Raw genomic sequence first — 18,289 nt, forward strand, 5'->3', positions numbered from 1 at the left:
TATGGTGGTATTTCGCTTGTGTGTCACGTCAGGGGTGAACAAGACGTGAAAAAAGGCGGCTGTTCGTATGGGAACAGCCGCCTTTCACCAGATTGTGATTGCCTTAGTGGCCCGTTCCGCGCAGCACGACCCGGACGGTGGCAAACAGAATCGACAGATCGGTCATGAACGACAGATTGCGATCATATTCTTCGTCATACCACGCACGCTCGGAAAAGCGGGTTTCGTTGCGGTCGGACACCTGCCACAGGCCGGTGATGCCGGGGCGCAGGCGGTAATAGGCGCTGCCCGGATACATCTCTTTTTGCGACACCATCATCGGGCGCGGCCCGACCAGGCTCATATCGCCTTTGAACACGTTGAAAAGCTGCGGCAATTCGTCCAGAGAGGTTTTGCGCAGAATACGCCCGATCCGGGTGATGCGCGGGTCATCCAGCAGCTTTTGCTTGGTCAGCCACTGTTCGCGCAGGATCGGGTTTTCGCGCAGATAGGCGTCCAGCCGTGCGTCGGCGTCATGCACCATCGTCCGCAGTTTCCAGATCCGGTAAACCTTGCCGCCGCGTCCGATCCGGTCCTGACTGTAGAACGGCTTGCCGCCGTCACGGGCCACCAGCAGCGCCATAAAGGCAACCACCGGCAGAACAATCGGCAGCGACAGCAGAATCAGGAATACATCCAGCGCACGCTTGATCCCGCGGCGGTAGATGTTGCTTTGCGCGTCATCATCCTGCTGAGGACCGGCCGTAAAGGCCATCGCGCCGCCGCCAGCTCGCGACATCAGCGGGCGACCATGCAGGCCCGAATCCGGCAAGCGATTCGTGGCAGCAGAGCGGCGATCATCCGACGTGATCGAGATGAATGCCTCAGACCCTTGCTGACGCAAGGTTTTCTTCATGGGGTGGGTAATGCCAAATGTGGGCATGGGTACATCCGAACTTATTACAAACGACTTCGAACTGTTGTTCACAGCATACTCCCGCACCAAGCTACTCGTCACGTGGAATGTCAGTTCAGTCCAACTTGCTTCGACGCATGGTTAACACATTGATGGCGGATTGTAATGCACTTGCAGCATTGCGGGCCATGCATAGGCGGAAAACCACCGTTGCATAATTTGCGAATGCATGGGTGAACTCGTTCGCCATCAACATGTTGCGCGGAATGGCTGTTCATGGTAGCGCGCAACTCAACTTAAGGGTGATTTTGCACAAGCTGGTGATGTCGAAAGATTAAAGTTTACGGATATGATACTTGTCGGTGAACTGCCCAACGGGTATGAGGCGTGGGCGCGCGGCCCGGCATGGGCGGCGAATTGCACGGCAGGCAGTCATGTCCATAACCATGAACGGGCCGAGTTGATGAGTAATGAAATCGATATTTACACAACGCACTTCGGGCTGACTCACCGCCCGTTCAATCTGGTGCCCGACCCTGATTTTTTATTCTGGGGGCCGGCGCATCGCCGCGCCTTCTCTATTCTTGAGTATGGTATTCTGACCAAGGCACCGATCACGCTGTTGACCGGCGATGTCGGCGCGGGCAAGACCACGCTGCTGCGCCATCTGTTGCGGGTCATAGATCAGGATGTGCGCATCGGCCTCGTCTCGAACGCGCATGGCCAGCCTGACCAGTTGCTGCGTTGGGTGCTGCACGCGCTGGATGTGAACACCAGCGCGGAACAATCTTATGTCGATCTGTTCTCGCAGTTGCAGAATTTCATCATCGCCGAATACGCCGCCGGCCGCCGTGTCGTGCTGATCTTTGACGAGGCGCAGAACCTTGGCCGTGATGCCCTGGAAGAGCTGCGGATGCTAACCAATATCAACTCGGAAAAAGACGAGTTGCTGCAACTGATTCTGGTCGGCCAGCCCGAGTTGCGCGACATCGTGCGCCGCCCCGATATGACCCAGTTCGCACAGCGCGTCGCCGCCGGTTTCCATATCGGCCCCATGACCGAAAGCGTTGTGCGCGACTATATCGGCCACCGTCTGACGGTTGCGGGCGGGTCGCCCGATCTGTTCACGCCGGGCGCCTGCGCCGCGATCCATGCTCATACGGGCGGGGTGCCGCGTCTGGTCAACCAGTTGTGTGATCTGTCGCTTGTCTATGCCTTCACAGCCGAGGCTGCGACCGTTACTGAGGACACCGTAAACGAGGTTATCGACGACGGCGTGTTCTTTGGCGGCGGGCTTGCCAGTGGTGAACCGCTGCGTGTCATCAATCCTGTCCCCCGCTCGAGTATTGTCCAGTGATCCAGGAAGTCCGGTTCTATTTTTCGCTGTTTCTCCGGCGAATCCACTATTTTATTCTGCTGACGGTGCTTGGTGCGGCGATCGGGATAAGCTTTGCGATGGTCCTGCCGCCCGAATACATGGCGCGCGCCCGGCTGGTCGTCGAATCCGAACAGATCCCCGATGATCTGGCCGCCTCGACGGTCCACACCCGCGCGCTTGAGCAGTTGCAGATCATCCAGCAGCGCATTCTGTCGCGCGACAACATGCTGGATATGGCCAACCGGATGAACATCTATGCCGAACGTCAGCGCAATCCCGAAACGGCATTGCGCCCGGACGAGATCGTGCAGGATATGCGCGACCGTATTCAGATGACGATCAGCGGTGGTGCCCCGGCCGGGCGCAATGCCACCTCTCTCACGACGGTGCAGGTCGGCTTTGTCGCCCCAAGCGGGCAGATGGCCGCTGCCGTCACGAACGAAATCGTGACGTTGATTCTGGATGAAAACGTGCGGATGCGCACCGGCGTCAGCGGCCAGACGTTGCAATTTTTCGCTCAGGAAGTGCAGCGGCTCGACCGCGAACTGGCGGACCGCCGTTCCCGGATCGTGGCGTTCCAGGAACAGAACAAAGAGGCGATGCCCGACAGCCTGGAATTCCGGCGCACTCAGTATTCCAATGCGCAGGCACGCCTGCTGCAACTGGAAACGCAAGAGCAGGCGCTGGTGTCGCGTCGCGACAGCATCCGGGCGCTGTTTGATGCGACAGGACAGTATCAGACCACGGGGAATGCGGAAAACATGACGCCCGAGGCGCGCGAACTGGCCCGCCTGCGCGAACGCTATGCGGGCGCCACCGGGGGCACCAGCGTGGATAACCCGCGTGTGCGGGTGTTGCGTGAACGTATCGCGTCACTGGAAGAAATTGTCGCCCAGCAAGATGCCGATGCCGCCGCCGCTGCCGGTGCGGCGCTGCCAGAAGGCACGCCGATGACTCCGGTCGATATTCAGATTGCCGATCTGGACACGCAGATTCGCGGTATGCAGACAGAAAAGCAGCGCCTTGAAAGCGATATTGAGCGATTGGGCCAGACGATTGAGGCGACGCCGGCCAATGCGGTGGCGCTGGAAACGCTTCAGCGCGATTACGATAACGTGCGCACGCAATATGACCGCGCCGTATCGAACCGCGCCCGCGCCGAAACCGGCGACCTGATCGAGGCGCTGTCCAAGGGTGAACGGATTTCCATCGTGGAACAGGCCGTCCCGCCCGAACAGCCCTTCCGACCCAATCGCAAACGTCTGGTGGCGGCGGGTGTCGGTGGCGGCATGTTGCTGGGCTTTGCCCTGATCGCCCTGCTGGAACTGCTGAACAATTCGATCCGCCGCCCGGTTGACATCGTGAACCGGCTGGACATCGTGCCGCTGGCCTCGCTGTCCTATATACGCACGCGGGGCGAGATCGCGCGCCGCAAGATGATGTTCGCGGGCATTGCCGCGGTGATCGTCATCGGTATTCCGTTGGGATTGTGGCTGATTAACGAATATTTCACGCCGCTGGATATATTGCTGGAAAAAGTCATGGACAAACTGCCGTTCCGTTCGGCGCTGTCCGACCTGCCGGGCAACATCAAGGTCTAAGCGGAAAGGACCATATCATGGAACGACTTCAATCCGCGATCGCCAAGGCCCGTGCATCGCGTCAGGAACTGACCAGCGGTCCTGCAAGCCCCGCTGCCGCCCCTGTGGCCGTGTCCGAAACCGTGACCGAGGCGTGGGACGCATTGCGTGAAATTCCGATCAGCGATGAAATGCTGATCGACAACCGCATCGTTTCTGTCGGCAAGGGCAGCGAGGCGATCGAATTCGACAAGCTGCGCACCCGCGTTCTGCACAGGATGCAGGGCAAGGGCTGGACACGTCTGGCCATCACCTCGCCCGGCCCGTCCTGCGGCAAAAGCACCATCGCGCTGAACCTTGGCTTTGGCCTGGCCCGGCAAGAGGGTGCGCGCGTTATGGTCATCGAACTGGACATGCGCCGCCCGTCATTCCGCAAAATTCTGGGCATCCAGAACGGCTTTGATTTTTCGCGCGCTTTGGCCGGTGTCGCCGCGCCCGAAGATCATCTGTTCCGCCCGCGTCCCAACATGGCCATCGGCCTGACCGCGCGCGTATCCGAATCGGCAGAGTTGCTGCAATCCGGCGTTCTGGCTGATGCGATTGACCAGATTCAGGCGCGGTATCAGCCGACAATCATCATCTTTGACCTGCCGCCTTTCAAGGTCAGCGATGACACCATGAGCTTTATGGACAAGACGGATTCGGTAATGATTATCGCCGCCGCCGGTCAGACCTCGATTGAGGACCTGGACGAATGCGAACGCGAACTGGCCAGCCAGACCGAAGTTCTGGGCGTCGTGCTGAACAAATGCCGCCATCAGGGGGCGGACAGCCAATATTATTACTATGGATGATGCTGCGCCGCGCCGTTCTGGCGTGGCAGGCAATCCCGCCATCAACCACAAGATGCGCATCTAATTTGCTGATTGTCAGTGGTGGTTGGATTGCGGCTAAAATGTTGGAGCGGGTGATCGGGATCGAACCGACGACATTCAGCTTGGGAAGCTGACGTTCTACCACTGAACTACACCCGCAGCGGGGCAGGGAATAGCCCAAGCTATCGCCCTGTGCAAGATGTCAGGCGATCATTCCGTGCCGTTTGCGAACATGATGCCGTTTTATGCGCAAAGCTTGCGGATGAGTGACGGGGGATGCGAATGTGGGTGATCTACAGGTGAAAAGGGGGACAGCAAGCAGGCGTTGATGGGGACAGATGCGATGCAAATGGGGCTGACAGGGCAGATGGCGCACCCCATTCCAATATCCCCAGAATGCCGGCAATGGGCCGCGCCCCCGACACCCCGGCTTGTCCCCGCGTGTCCTCCGCCGGCCCTATGCTTAAAAATACGGCAAAATTTACTTCATCATGCGGCTGATCTTGCTGCCAATCGACATGGTGACACGTCCGCTCTAATTTGATCGGGTTGCGCACGGGGCGGTGTGGATGAACATGGAATATGTTGCCAAAGGCGTGGTTCATGTGCCCGTCCGACAGGACGGGCCGCCCGCGCGTGTCGTGTTTTTGTTGCTGCCCCGGTTCTCGCTGTTGGCGTTTTCGGCGGCGCATGAGGTGCTGCGGATCGCCAACCAACTGACGGCGCGGCAGTTGTTCGAATGGCAGATTTTGTCGGTTGATGGCGGGCCGGTTGCCTCGTCCGGTGGGTTGATCGTGCAGCCAACCGGCACGCTGGACGATCTGGCGCCTGGCGCGATGGTCTTTGTCTGCGGCGGGGTGCAGCCGGAATCGGCGGTCAGCCGCAAGGTCAGCGACTGGCTGCGCCGCCAATGGCGCAGTGGCGAGGTTGTGGGCGGGCTTTGCACCGGCGCTTATGCGCTGGCGCGTGCAGGGCTGTTGGCTGGACGGCGGTTTACGCTACATTGGGAAAACATCGCGCCCTTTCGCGCCAGCCATCCTGGGCTGGAGCCGGTCGAGCAATTATATTGCATGGACGGCCGCATCTGGACCTGTGCGGGCGGTGCAGCGGCTGCGGATCTGTTCATCACCATGCTGCGCCGCCGCCACGGTGACCGATTGGCCGATGCCGTTTTATCAATGAGTCTACACGGCCATCAGCGCGCCGGCGAACAGTTTCAGCGTCGCCCCCTGCCGCCCAGCCTGCGTCCCGGCGACCGCTTTACTGCCGTGATGAGCGATATTGAAGCCAACCTGGCCGATATAACCGAGGTGGGTGATCTGGCCGGTCGGCATGGGTTTTCGCGGCGACAGGTCGAGCGGCTGTTTCGACGCCATTTCAGCCAATCCCCGCGCGAGCATCTGACCGCGTTGCGATTGCAGCGGGCGCGGGCCTTGATGACGGAAACCGGACTAAGCCGGGCCGAAATTGCGCAAAGCTGCGGTTTTTCCTCAAGCAGCCAGATGATGCGCGCGATGCGCCGCAGCACCCCGCAGGAATAGCGGGGTCAGATCAGCCCGACATCGGCCAGCGCGGCGGCCAGTTTCGGTGGCAGCGGGCTTTCTGATCCGCGCCCGGTGGGCAGATCGGGCGGGGCCTCGGCACCGGGCAGATAGCGCCAGCCCTGAAAGGCGCGACGCGGGACGGCGACAGTGCGCATGATCTGCCGGTCAAGGATCAGCCCGCAACGGCGGATGCCGTCGGCACCGATCCGTTCCTCGAAACCCAGTAACCGTTGGCGGGCCAGCATTAACCCCTTGAAAACCCAATAGATCGATCCATCAGGCAGCAATTCGCTTTCGCGTTTGGGCCACATTCGGGTGACATGGCAGGCCGGGCCATCGCCCCAGCGACCGGCCTGCCATTGGGCCAGTTCTTCGGGGCTGTCGCAGCCAACACACAGCTTGGCGATGTTCAGGGGGGCGGTCATTGGGGCAAGATAGGGCCACCGAGGCGCAGCGGCAAGGTGCGGCTTAGCGTTCGGTCAGTTTCAGCTCAATCCGCCGGTTCAGGGCGCGGCCTTCGGCGGTATCCTCGGGCGCGACGGGGCGGGTGTCGGCAAAGCCGGTGGGGGCCAGACGATCCGCCGGAAAGCCCAGGCTGCCGGTCATGTAACGCACCACGGCGAGTGCCCGTGCCTGACTGAGTTCCCAGTTGTCGCGATACCGCCCCGTGCCAGACAGCGGCAGATTGTCGGTGTGTCCGTCCACCCGGATAATCCAGTCAATTTCCGGAGGAATATCCTGTGAAATGCTGGTCAGCATCTCGGCGACGTTGCGGATCTGCGCCTGCCCTTCGGATGACAAACTGGCCTCGCCTGTCTGAAACAGGACACTGGAATCAAAAACAAAACGGTCGCCGACGATGCGCACGCCCTGACGCCCCTCAAGGATTTGCGACAACCGGCCAAAGAACTCCGACCGATAGCGGGCCAGATCGCGGGCCTCGGTTTCGGCGCGGGTTCGCGCCTCGGTTTCAAGGGCAAGGCGGCGGTCCTTTTCTTCGGCAGCCAACAGCAGGGCGGCGTTCAGTTGGGTGCCCAGATCCTGCACCCGCAGTTCGGCGGCGCGCTGTTCGTCGCCGCTGGCGTCCAGCGCGGCCTGAAGTCGGCCCAGATCTGCGTTCAGAGCGGAAACCTGTTCATTCAGCAAGGCAACGCGGCGCTGCCCCTCGGCTGACAGGGTTTGTTCCTGTGCCAGTTGATCCTGTGCCGCGGCCAGCAGGGCGGCCCGCGTCTCTGCCTCGGTTGCGCGTTCGGCGGCGGCGCGGGCATCATCGGTCAATTGATCCTGCGCGGCGCGGGCGGCGGCCAGCAGAGTCAGCGTTTCTTCGGCTTGCTTGCGGCTTTCTTCCAGTGCCAGCGTCATTGCGGTCAGCTCGGCATCCGCCCCTTGCAATCGCTCGCGCAATGCCTGCGCTGCGGCGGTATCGGTCAGGCGTTCGGCCTCGGCCTGCGAAAGACGGGCCTGCATTTCATCCTGCGCCTGTTCGCCGCGCTGACGCAGATCGGCGATCAGCGCCAGCAGGGCATCATGGCGTGCGGCGGCCAGACGCGCCTGTTCGGCCTGCGCGTCAATTTCCGACCGCGCCGCAGCCACCGCCAGTTCAGCGGCCGAGGCGCGGCTGGTGGTTTCGTCCAACTGCCCCTGCAACTGCTGGCGGTCGCTGCGGTCCTGTTCGCGCGCGGCGATCAGCGCGGCGACCTCGGCTTCGAAATCGGTGAGGCGGCTGCGGCTGGTGGCCAGATCGTTGGTCAGTTGCGCCACCTCGGCGCTGTGGGCGCGCGCCTGATCCTGCGATAGCGACAGGGCCGCGCCCAGTTCCGACACCCGCGCGCCCAGCCGGGCAAGCTGCGTGTCGCGTTCGTCGATTTCCTGTTCCTGCGTGCTGATGGTGTTGTCCTGCACGGTGATCCGTTCGCGCAACAGGGACTGCACGACGATGAACACCGTCAGCAGAAAGATCAGCACCATCAGCAGCGCCGTCATCGCATCGACATAGCCGGGCCAGATCGTGCTGGCAAAACGGTTGCCGCTGTTGCGACCCAGTGCCATGTCATGCCCCGCCGCGATGATGTGGGCCGGGCGGCAGCAGGTCGTCGCGGAACGGATCGTTGAATCGCGCGGCCCGGACCGCCCGCGTCAGCACCAGCAGGTCGGATCGCAATTCGGACAGCATTTCCTCGCGTCCGTCGTTCAGGTCGATGACCAGCCGGTGCAGCGCAGCCTCGACGCCGGACAGGTCTGGCGGGGCAGGGCGCGCGGATTCGGTGGCAGCGATCAGCCTTTCCTGCAAAGCGGCCAACCGGTCCTGCCCGGCGATCAGACGGTCTTGCGCATCGGCCAGCCGGTTCAGCGTGTCGGCCAGTGCGGCGGCGCGGGCGATGGCGGCCTCGGCCTCGCTGCCACTGCGCCGGGCCAGCGCATCGACACCCTGCGCCACCAGCAATACCCGTTCATCAGCCTGCGCGGCACCTTCGTCGCGGATGGCGTCGCGTTCGATCTGGAATTCGGCCCAGCGTTCCATCTGGCTGCCAAGCTGTTCCAGAAAGCCGGTAATTTCGGCCTGATCGGGCGCTTCGCCTTCGGTCGCGGCAAGGCTGATGCGGGTAAAGCCCGACATCCATTCCTCTAGCTCGCGGTAAAAGCGGTTCTGGCCGTGGCTGGCGAACAGGTCCAGCAGGCCGACGACCAGCGACCCGGCCAGCCCCAGCAGCGATGATGAAAAGGCGGTCGCCATGCCGCCAAGCTGGCTTTCCAGCCCGCCCATCAGCTTGTCGAACAGGTCCATCGCGGTCTGCCCCTCTTGCGGGGCGAGGGCGCGGATGGTTTCGACGATGGCGGGCACGGTCGAGGCAAGGCCATAGAACGTGCCCAAAAGGCCAAGGAAAATCAGCAGGTTTGACAGATAACGGGTAATATCGCGCGATTCCTCGATCCGGGTGGCGACGGATTCAAGGATCGAGCGTGCCGCCACGGTCGAAATCGCCCCGCCCGCTGGCCCGCCCGCGCCCAGCAGTGCGGCCAGCGGTGCCAGCAGGCGCGGGGCCTGATCGGCGCTGCCATCGGGCCGGGTTGCGGTGCCCTTGTCACTGGCGGCGCGGCGTCGTGCGGCAAAGCGTTCGATCCAGCTGACCGATTGCACCAGTTGCGCGACCTGCCACAGACAGGCCAGCAGCCCCAGCACAAAGACCGACAGAATCAGCCCGTTCAGCCAGCGGTTTGCCAGAAAGATCGGCAGGATGCGCCCATAGGCGAACCAGCCGCCCACCGCGACCAGCGCCAGCACGATCAGCATCAGTACGATCTGCCGCACCGGCTGGGAAAACTGCGGGCGCATCGGAGTCATCGCAGCGGGGCGTTGTCCGGCGGTCAGGCGCAGGCGCGCCGCCGATCCTGCGGCGCCGCCGGGCGGCCGGGCGGAGGTGGGGTCGGTCACGGCAAGGCCCTTTGGTCTTGTGGCATTGGGGCAAGTGTGGCCCGGATCGGCGCAGATGCCAAGCGCGCTGAAAGGCCGGGTTAATATGACAGTCTGTCGCTGCCGGACAGCAATTGGCGCACGGCGTCGGATAGTTCATCCATGCTTTCGTCGGCCAGCCCGATCTGCGCCAGATGGCGGGCCGTGTTGAACAGGTAATCGGCGTTCGGCCCGCGTCGGCCATGGGCCAGTGCGATGATCTGTGCCTGTTCCGGCGCAGCCAGCCCGCCCGCATATTGCCAATGATCCCGTCGCATCACATAGGCCAGTGCCTGCACCTCTCTCCCGTCCTCCAGCGTCAGCGGCACCAGCGCCTCGGCATAGGCTTCTGTCACCAGTTCGCGGGCACGCAGGGCGGCGATGATGTCGTCATGCCCGCCTTCGGGGATGCGCAGCGCCAGCCCGGTGCAATGGGCCGACCGATCCGGGTCAAGCCCCAGCACAAGGCCGGGGCGGTCGGGTGTGCCGCGATGTTCGATCGAGCGCAGGCAAAAGCTGCGGGCATACCCTTCCAGCCGGGCGCGGACGGTTTCGGACGGATCGAAGCCGGGATCCCACATCAGCGAGCCGTAACCGAAAACCCATGAAATCCTGTGCATTTGCGCCGTCCTTTCCGCGCCGGCAGATTAGGGCAGCGCCGCGCCGGATAAAAGGCCCTGTCGGCGGGGGCGGCGCCCAAAGGTGGGTATCGGGTCAAGCAACAAGCGGCTGGTGGTTGACGTGGGGTTACAGCGCCTCGACCAGTTGTCGGCCTTTGCGGCCAAGGCGTTCGGCCAGTTTGCGACCCTCGCGTCCGTTCAGGATGTGCCGGGCGGGGGTGGGGCTGTGATCGGGGCGGGCCAGCTCCGGGAACAGCGTCACCACCTCGGCCCGGCCTGCTGCCCCTAGCCCTTTCAGTGCCTGTGGCCCGGTCAGCAGGCTTTCGGCCCATGCGGCATTGGCGCGCACGATTTCGTGGCGCGGAAACAGCAGGTGCCAGTATTCGACGCCCTGCGGCGGATTCAGCGCCGTAATGCCCGGCAGGCCCAGCAGATGCTTGGCGGCGACCAGCACTTCGGGCTGGCCGAACATGCGCTGCGCGATGACCGAGCGCACCAGAACCCGGTGCTGCGGCGAGACGATCAGGTCGCGGTTGGGGGTGCCTTGGCCCAATGCGCCGACGCTGATACGGATCGGACGCAGGTTTGGTTGCTGATCCAGCCGCGCGGCGTCAACCGGTGTGCCGCGCACCCATGACAGCGGTTGCAGCCCGTGATCGTAGGTGCGGATCAGATCGCCCGCGCGCAGTGTCTCGACCGGGCACGGGCCGGTGGCGGTGTCGATCAGCGTTCCGGCGGCAAAGCAATCGACGCTGGTCAGCGGTGCATAGGGCAGGCTGTAGTGCCCCGGCCCGAAGGTCGGTCGTTCCCTGATGGTAAACCCCGCCGTCGGGTCAAAGCTCGGGAAAGTGATGTTGCCGTCTGTATCTCTGTTCGCCAGCGGCAGAACCATAAGCGAATAGCGGTCCCCCACCAGCGTGCCGATAGAATCGTCACCGGGCAGATGCGGAAAACTGACCGCAAAGCGGTTGCCATTGTCGTCAACCAGAACCCGGTAAAAGCTGAAGGTCATCAGCGTTCCCTGCGGCAGTGTTTCTGCTGACGTTCCCGAACCCAGCGTCAGGGGCTTGCTGAGGTATTGCTCGGTTTCTGGCTGGGGCTGATACCGCTCGACCATCGCGGTATTTTCCAGCATCGGGTCGCTGTCATACAGATACATCGTGTCGATTCTGCTATCCGACAGGTCTGCCCGCTGACCTGTGTAACGATCCCCCCAAGGTGCATGACGGGTCACGACAGAGGTGTTTGTGATGGGAATTTGCCTGTCGAACGTCAGAATCGTGATGTGACGGATCATTCTGCCCCCCTGTCATTCATCGCGGATTTACCGCTGTTGACAGAGGATTAACGGGGCACGGTTAAGAGCAGGTTAACGCTGGTCTGAAAGCCGGCGCAGATGCGGTCAGTCGCCGCCCATGCCACGCTCACGATAGGGGGTGCTGCCATATTGTGCGCGGTAGCATTTCGAAAAATGCGACGGGCTGGAAAAGCCGCAGGCCAGTGCGACCTCGATGATGGTCAGATCGGTCTGCATCAGCAGGTTGCGCGCCCGTCCCAGCCGGGTTTCCATGTAATACCGCTTGGGGCTGCGGTTCAGATAGCGGCGGAACAGCCGCTCCAGTTGCCGCGTGGACATGCCTGCATCGGCGGCCAGATCAGCCGGGCTGATGGGTTCCTCAAGGTTTTCCTCCATCCGGGCGATAACAGCGGCAAGGCGCGGGTGGCGCACGCCGATGCGGGTGGGGATCGACAGGCGCTGACGGTCCTGCCCGGTGCGGATGCCGGTGTGCAGCAACTGGTCGGCCACATCGGCAGCCAGCGGGTCGCCGTGATCCTCGGCGATCAGATGCAGCATCAGATCTATGGACGAGGTGCCGCCCGCTGCCGTTACCCGGTTACCATCATGCACAAAGACCGAGCGGTAAAGATCAACCTTGGGGAAGGCTTCGGCAAATCCGTCGTGGTTTTCCCAGTGAATCGTCGCCCGCCGCCCGTCCAGCAGCCCCGCCCGCGCCAGCAGCCACGCGCCGGTGCAGACGGCCCCTATCTGCGCCCCGCCACGGGCCATGCGCCGCAAAAAGGCCAGTGTGGGTTTGTTGGCGGCCTGAGACACGTCAAGGCCGCCGCAGACGATGACCGTTTCATCGCGGGCGGGTTCGACGCTCAGATCCGTATCCAGCGCGATGCGGGCGCCGTTGGAGCAGGTGGCGTGATCGCCGCCCTCGCCCACCAGCCGCCAGTCATACAGTCGTCGCCCCGATGCGCGATTGGCCAGCCGCAACGGCTCGATCGCGGCAGCAAAGGGCATCATCGTAAAGCGGTTCAGCAGCAAAAAGGTAAAGCGGCGCGGTCGGTTGGCGTCCATGGCTCTCACGGGCAGGGATTTGTGACAGATCAGCAGGGAACAGCCGTATGCGCAAGAGGGGGCGAACCCTTTCCCTTGCTCGCGCCATGGCCTATATACGCCAAGATTTTATGATCGGAGGACGTATCATGACGCAGGACACCCGCACCGCCGCAACCAGCCAGAACTGGGACAAGGCCGGCTGGCGTGCCTATCCCCGCGTCCAGATGCCAGATTATACCGATGCGGCGGCGCTGAACGCGGTCGAGGCGCAACTGTCCAAATATCCGCCGCTGGTCTTCGCCGGAGAGGCGCGGCGTCTGCGCGCGCAACTGGCCGAGGTGGCGTCGGGCAAGGCGTTTCTGTTGCAGGGCGGCGATTGTGCCGAAAGCTTTGCCGAATTTTCCGCTGACAATATCCGCGACACTTTCAAGGTGATGCTGCAAATGGCTGTGGTGCTGACCTGGGGCGCGCAGCTGCCCGTGGTCAAGGTGGGCCGCATGGCCGGGCAGTTCGCCAAACCGCGTTCCGCGCCGACCGAAACCATGGATGGGGTAGAACTGCCCAGCTATCGTGGTGACATCATCAACGGTTTCGATTTTACCGAATCTGCGCGGGTGCCCGATCCCAACCGGATGCTGATGGCCTATACGCAGGCGGCGGCCAGCCTGAACCTGCTGCGCGCGTTTTCGACCGGCGGTTATGCGGATATACAGCGCGTCCAAAGCTGGATCAGTGATTTCGCCGGCGGCCCCGAGGCGGCCCGCTATGCCGAGGTGGCCGAGCGGATCGGCGATGCGATGGCCTTTATGGCGGCGGCAGGCGTCACCGCCGAAACCGCGCATGATCTGGGCACGGTCGATTTCTATACCAGCCACGAGGCGCTATTGCTGGAATATGAACAGGCGCTGGCGCGGGTTGATTCGACCACCGGCCTGCCTGTCGCCGGATCGGGGCATATGCTGTGGATCGGCGACCGCACCCGGCAGGTCGATGGCGCGCATGTCGAATTCGCGCGCGGCGTGCAGAACCCCATCGGTCTGAAATGCGGCCCCTCGATTTCCGAGGATGACCTCAAGGCGCTGATCTGGAAGCTGAACCCGGATAACGATCCGGGCCGTCTGACGCTGATCGCGCGCTTTGGCGCGGGCAAGGTGGGCGACAATCTGCCACGCCTGATCCGCGCCGTTCAGGCCGAGGGCGCGAATGTCGTCTGGTCCTGCGATCCGATGCACGGCAACACGATCAAATCGGCCTCGGGCTATAAAACGCGGCCGTTCGATTCGGTGCTGCGCGAGGTGCGCGAATTCTTTGCCATCCACGTGGCCGAGGGCACGATCCCCGGCGGTGTGCATTTCGAGATGACCGGGCAGGATGTCACCGAATGCACCGGCGGTGTGCGCGCGGTGACGGATGAAGACCTGTCCGACCGCTATCATACCGCCTGCGACCCGCGTCTGAATGCCAGCCAGTCGCTGGAACTGGCGTTTCTGGTGGCCGAGGAACTGCGCGCCCGGCGTCGTAACGGCGGCGCGGCACAGGTCATCAAGGCGGGTTAATCACGTCAGCCGGGGGGCGTCGCGTCCCCCGGTGCTACCGGCGGGGTGATCTGGCGTGCGGGCCGTTATTTCCAGCGCCGATGAATCCAGAACCACTGGTCCATATGCTGCCGGACCAGTTGTTCCAGATCATCGTTCAGCGCCTGCATCATCTGTTCCGGCGTATCCGCTGCAATGGCCGGACCGATCTGAATGCGGAAGGTCAGCCCATCGGGCTGGCGGATACCCGCAATCGGCACCAACAGCGCGTCATATTTCAGCGCCAGTTCCGCAGGCGTCAGCACGGTGCGGGTCGGCAGGCCGAAAAAGCGCAACTCGGGCGCGTCATAGGTGTATTGGTCAAACCCAAGCGCCAGCATCCCGCCGCCGCGCAGGAATTTCAGCATGGCCCCCATGCCCGCCCGGCTGCGCGGAAACAGCGGTTGGGCAATGGCATTCATTGCAGGGATGTAATGTTCGTTGAAGGCTTGATTGTTCATTGGCCGGAACAACCCGCCCACGGGCCAGCCCCGTGCGGCCAGCGCGGCGCGCATTGCGTCGTAATTGCCGAAATGCGCGCAGGCCAGAATAACCGGGCGACCGTCTTGGGCGGCCTGTTCCAGCAGCGGCAGGCCGGGGCCTTGAATTACGGCGGTATCGCGGATGTGGGCGGTGAATTCCTCGCCTGAATAGATCTCCGCCAGCGACCGGCCTGCGTTATTGGGCACGGCGCGGATCAGACGGCGCACCTCGGAGGCGGGCAGATCGGGCCGGGCCAGTGACAGATTGGCGCGGATACGCTTGCGCCAGCCGGCGACGGGGGCGATCACATGCGCCATCACCCAGCCCGCCGCCGCGATCCTTTGCGGATAGGGCAACAGACCCGCAACCCGCATCAGCGCGGCAAAGACCCCGCTGCTGAGCCTGTCGGCAAAACCGGGAGTGTCAGCCATGATGTGCCGCCTTTGCTTCGCGTGACCAGACATACAGCCCGGCACCGACGATGATCGCCGCGCCGGTCAGGCTGAACATATCGGGAATCTGACCAAAGAACAGCCAGCCCCAAAGCCCCGCCCAGATCAGCCCGGTATAACCAAAGGGCGCGATCACCCCGGCCTCGGCCAGTGCAAAGGCGCGGATCAGCATCGCCTGACTGATGGTGCCCAGAATACCGATCAGCACAAAGGCCCACAGATGTCCGGCATCGGGCGTCGTCCAGAAAAACGGCACTGCCAGCGATGATAGCACCGTTCCCATCACCGCAGACCAGAGAACCGATGTGGCGGTGGAATCGAACCGCACCACCCGCGTCAACAAGGCCCCCGCGGCATAGGTAAAGGCCCCGATCAGTGGCAGCAGCGCGGCGGGCTGGAACACGCCTGCGCCCGGCTTGATAATCAGCATCGCCCCGGCCATGGCCAGGGCGATCCCGGCCAACCGGCGCGGCCCGATCTTTTCACCCAGAAACAGCGCCGCGCCCAAGGTAATCAGCACCGGGTTCAGATCCATGATTGCCGTCGCCTCGGCCAGTCCGATGAACTGGATCGAGGTAAAGAACAGCATGACCGAAGCGATCTGCGTCAGTCCGCGCGCGAATTGCAGGCCCGGCTGTCGCGTCCGCATGGTGGCGGCCAGACGCGGGCCAAAGATCAGCGCCACCAGCACCATATTGCCGGCGAACCGCGCCCAGACCACCTGAACCGGATGATAGAACTGGGTCAGGTGCTTGGCCGTCGCATCCATCAGCGTAAAGGTAAAAATCGCGGCCAGCAGCAGCATGATCCCGGCGGTCTGTTCGCCGCCGGGCTGGCGCTTGCCGTCCTTTTCGCGCCCCATCAGGGCAAAGGCGCGCGGCAGCACAGGCATCAGGCGTTGCCCCCAAGGAGCGTATTCAGACAAACAGAAAGCGGCACCTTGTTTATCTGAATACCCCCGTCAGAGGCATCGGCCATCACAGCAATTCCCGTGCCAGTTCGACAACGGCTTCGGCCGTGATCCCGAATTCCTTGTAAAGTTCGGGGGCCGGGGCCGAAGCGCCGAATCCGGTCATGCCAACGAATCCCGCCTTTTTCTCGCGCCCGCGTTCGCCCAGCAGCAGCCAGTCCCACGGTTGGCGAATGGCGGCCTCGATGGCGATGCGGACCGGGCCTTTGGGCAGAATGTCCTTGCGGTAATCCTTGGGCTGATCGCGGAACAGCTCCATCGACGGGACCGAGACGACGCGGGTGGCGATGCCTTCGGCTTCCAGCTTCTCGCGGGCGGCGACGGCGATTTCCACCTCAGAGCCGGTGGCCATCAAGATGACTTCGGGTTCATCACTTGCTTCGCGCAGGATATAGGCGCCGCGTGCGGACAGGTTTTCCGCGCCCGCCTCCTCGCGCAGCAGGGGCAGGTTCTGCCGCGACAGGGCCAGCACCGAAGGGGTGCTGTCCTGCGACAGCGCGATGTCCCAGGCCTCAGCCGTTTCAATCTGGTCGCAGGGGCGCAGCACCAGCGTGTTCGGCGTGGCGCGGCTGATGGCCAGATGCTCGACCGGCTGGTGCGTCGGGCCGTCTTCGCCCAGACCGATGGAATCATGGGTCATCACATAGACCACCGGCAGACCCATCAACGCCGACAGGCGCATGGCCCCGCGCGCATAGTCGGTAAAGGCCATGAAGGTGCCGCCATAGGGGCGGAAGCCGCCGTGCAGCCAGATCCCGTTCATCGCCGCCGCCATGCCATGTTCACGGATGCCATAGTGGATATAGCGGCCCTTGCGGTTGTCGGGGCCGAACACGCCCATATCCGGCGTCTTGGTGTTGTTCGATCCGGTCAGGTCGGCCGAACCACCAAAATTTTCCGGCATTACCGGGTTCAGCGCCTCAAGCACGTTCTCGCTGGCCTTGCGGGTGGCGACCTTGGGCTTGGCCTCCAGCGACTGCTGTTTCACCGTCTGAATGGTCGGGGCCAGTTTCGGGTTCACGTCGCCGCTGATGCGGCGGGCGAATTCGTCGCGCTGATCGGTCGGCAGCGCATCGACGCGGCCTGCCCAGTCTTTGCGGGCATCCCCGCCGCGCGCACCGATTTTGCGCCATTCATCCAGCACGTCCTGCGGAATGACAAAGGCGTCGTGTTCCCAGCCATAGGCGCTGCGCGTCGCGGTGATTTCGTCTTTGCCCAGGGGCGAGCCATGCGCCTTGTAGCTGTCGGCCTTGGTCGGGGCGCCAAAGCCGATGATGGTTTTCGCGGCGATCAGCGTGGGGCGGCCATCGTCGTTTTTCGCCTCGGTCAACGCGCGGTCGATGTCGGCGGCGTCGTGGCCGTCGCATTCCAGCACACGCCAGCCGGCGGCGGCAAAGCGGGCCTTCTGGTCGGTTTTATCCGACAGCGATACGCGGCCGTCGATGGTGATGTCATTGTCGTCCCAGATGACGATCAGGCGGCCAAGCTGCTGGCGACCGGCCAGACCGATGGCTTCGTGGCTGATGCCTTCCATCAGGCAGCCGTCACCGGCGATGACCCAGGTGCGGTGGTCGCACAGATCCGCGCCGAACTCGGCCCGCATCGCCTCTTCGGCGATGGCCATGCCGACAGCGGTCGAGATGCCCTGACCCAAGGGGCCGGTGGTGGTTTCCACGCCCTCGACATGGCCGTATTCGGGATGGCCCGCCGTGATCGCGCCCAACTGGCGGAAATTCCTGATCTGATCCAGCGTCATCTGTTCGTAGCCGGTCAGATATAGCAGCGAATAGATCAGCATCGAGCCATGCCCGGCGGACAGCACGAAACGGTCGCGGTCAAACCAGTTCGGCGCCGAGGCGTCGAATTTCAGGTGGTTGCGAAACAGCACGGTCGCCACATCGGCCAGACCCATCGGCGCACCGGGGTGGCCCGAATTCGCGGCCTCGACCGCATCCATGGTCAGGGCACGGATGGCGGTGGCAAGGTTCCAGTGCAGCGGTTCGGCAGCCTTACGGCGGGCAGCGACATCCATTGGGCGTCCTTTCGGCGTTACAGTTGCAGGTGTGATATGCAGCCCGCGCCCCTGTTGCAAGCGCAAGCCGCGCCCGATAGCTTTGCGC

Annotated in this window: 15 protein-coding genes and 1 tRNA gene; 5 read left to right on the forward strand and 11 right to left on the reverse strand. The window is 63.2% G+C overall.

What is annotated here, in order from left to right; all coding sequences use genetic code 11:
• Positions 1 to 103: 103 nt before the first annotated feature.
• Positions 104 to 895, reverse strand: a complete 792-nt coding sequence (locus tag Q4G22_RS06450) for a sugar transferase (RefSeq protein ID WP_303385081.1) — start codon at positions 893 to 895, stop codon at positions 104 to 106.
• Between the two features lie 349 nt (positions 896 to 1,244).
• On the opposite strand from Q4G22_RS06450, the gene Q4G22_RS06455 reads away from it, so the two are divergent.
• The 3 genes from Q4G22_RS06455 to Q4G22_RS06465 are packed head-to-tail and all read left to right on the forward strand — an operon-like array spanning position 1,245 to position 4,707.
• Positions 1,245 to 2,252, forward strand: a complete 1,008-nt coding sequence (locus tag Q4G22_RS06455; protein WP_368661463.1) for an ExeA family protein — start codon at positions 1,245 to 1,247, stop codon at positions 2,250 to 2,252.
• Positions 2,249 to 3,874, forward strand: coding sequence for a lipopolysaccharide biosynthesis protein (locus Q4G22_RS06460; protein ID WP_303385082.1), 1,626 nt, complete (start codon positions 2,249 to 2,251; stop codon positions 3,872 to 3,874). Before Q4G22_RS06455 ends, Q4G22_RS06460 begins: the two co-directional genes overlap by 4 nt.
• Positions 3,875 to 3,891: 17 nt before the next feature.
• The gene (locus tag Q4G22_RS06465) at positions 3,892 to 4,707 is read left to right on the forward strand and encodes a CpsD/CapB family tyrosine-protein kinase (protein WP_303385083.1); all 816 of its coding nucleotides are present in this window, start codon (positions 3,892 to 3,894) and stop codon (positions 4,705 to 4,707) included.
• Between the two features lie 105 nt (positions 4,708 to 4,812).
• Here the strand turns inward: Q4G22_RS06465 and Q4G22_RS06470 are convergent.
• Positions 4,813 to 4,887: transfer RNA gene (locus Q4G22_RS06470), tRNA-Gly, on the reverse strand.
• Positions 4,888 to 5,297: 410 nt separating this feature from the next.
• Between Q4G22_RS06470 and Q4G22_RS06475 the strand changes: the two genes are divergently transcribed.
• On the forward strand, positions 5,298 to 6,269 hold the full coding sequence (locus tag Q4G22_RS06475) for a GlxA family transcriptional regulator (protein ID WP_303385084.1): 972 nt from the start codon (positions 5,298 to 5,300) through the stop codon (positions 6,267 to 6,269).
• 5 nt (positions 6,270 to 6,274) lie between these two features.
• Here the strand turns inward: Q4G22_RS06475 and Q4G22_RS06480 are convergent, their stop codons facing one another.
• From Q4G22_RS06480 to Q4G22_RS06505, 6 genes are all read right to left on the reverse strand, one after another.
• Positions 6,275 to 6,697 carry a DUF1489 family protein gene (locus Q4G22_RS06480; protein ID WP_303385085.1) on the reverse strand — a complete coding sequence of 141 codons (423 nt, stop codon included), beginning with the start codon at positions 6,695 to 6,697 and terminating at the stop codon, positions 6,275 to 6,277.
• A 43-nt stretch (positions 6,698 to 6,740) separates the two neighbouring features.
• A complete protein-coding gene (locus Q4G22_RS06485; RefSeq protein ID WP_303385086.1) occupies positions 6,741 to 8,321 on the reverse strand; it encodes a peptidoglycan -binding protein in 1,581 nt (526 codons plus the stop codon).
• Position 8,322: 1 nt separating this feature from the next.
• The gene (locus Q4G22_RS06490) at positions 8,323 to 9,615 is read right to left on the reverse strand and encodes a biopolymer transporter ExbB (RefSeq protein WP_303385205.1); all 1,293 of its coding nucleotides are present in this window, start codon (positions 9,613 to 9,615) and stop codon (positions 8,323 to 8,325) included.
• A 170-nt stretch (positions 9,616 to 9,785) separates the two neighbouring features.
• The gene (locus tag Q4G22_RS06495) at positions 9,786 to 10,343 is read right to left on the reverse strand and encodes a gamma-glutamylcyclotransferase (protein ID WP_303385087.1); all 558 of its coding nucleotides are present in this window, start codon (positions 10,341 to 10,343) and stop codon (positions 9,786 to 9,788) included.
• 127 nt (positions 10,344 to 10,470) lie between these two features.
• On the reverse strand, positions 10,471 to 11,640 hold the full coding sequence (locus Q4G22_RS06500; protein ID WP_303385088.1) for a Hint domain-containing protein: 1,170 nt from the start codon (positions 11,638 to 11,640) through the stop codon (positions 10,471 to 10,473).
• Positions 11,641 to 11,745: 105 nt separating this feature from the next.
• Positions 11,746 to 12,708: a GlxA family transcriptional regulator gene (locus tag Q4G22_RS06505; RefSeq protein ID WP_303385206.1), complete on the reverse strand. Its 963-nt coding sequence runs from the start codon at positions 12,706 to 12,708 to the stop codon at positions 11,746 to 11,748.
• A 128-nt stretch (positions 12,709 to 12,836) separates the two neighbouring features.
• Here Q4G22_RS06505 and Q4G22_RS06510 point away from each other — a divergent pair, with 128 nt between their 5' ends.
• Positions 12,837 to 14,246, forward strand: coding sequence for a class II 3-deoxy-7-phosphoheptulonate synthase (locus Q4G22_RS06510; RefSeq protein WP_303385089.1), 1,410 nt, complete (start codon positions 12,837 to 12,839; stop codon positions 14,244 to 14,246).
• A gap of 65 nt (positions 14,247 to 14,311) precedes the next feature.
• Here the strand turns inward: Q4G22_RS06510 and Q4G22_RS06515 are convergent, their stop codons facing one another.
• The 3 genes from Q4G22_RS06515 to tkt form a co-directional block, all read right to left on the reverse strand.
• The gene (locus Q4G22_RS06515) at positions 14,312 to 15,178 is read right to left on the reverse strand and encodes a lysophospholipid acyltransferase family protein (protein WP_303385090.1); all 867 of its coding nucleotides are present in this window, start codon (positions 15,176 to 15,178) and stop codon (positions 14,312 to 14,314) included.
• A complete protein-coding gene (locus tag Q4G22_RS06520) occupies positions 15,171 to 16,091 on the reverse strand; it encodes a DMT family transporter (protein WP_303385091.1) in 921 nt (306 codons plus the stop codon). The genes Q4G22_RS06515 and Q4G22_RS06520 overlap by 8 nt, the downstream gene beginning before the upstream one ends.
• Positions 16,092 to 16,176: 85 nt before the next feature.
• Positions 16,177 to 18,201, reverse strand: a complete 2,025-nt coding sequence (tkt, locus tag Q4G22_RS06525) for a transketolase (RefSeq protein WP_303385092.1) — start codon at positions 18,199 to 18,201, stop codon at positions 16,177 to 16,179.
• Positions 18,202 to 18,289: the final 88 nt, after the last annotated feature.

It is taken from the genome of Paracoccus sp. (in: a-proteobacteria) (assembly GCF_030538655.1).
Taxonomy (GTDB): domain Bacteria; phylum Pseudomonadota; class Alphaproteobacteria; order Rhodobacterales; family Rhodobacteraceae; genus Paracoccus.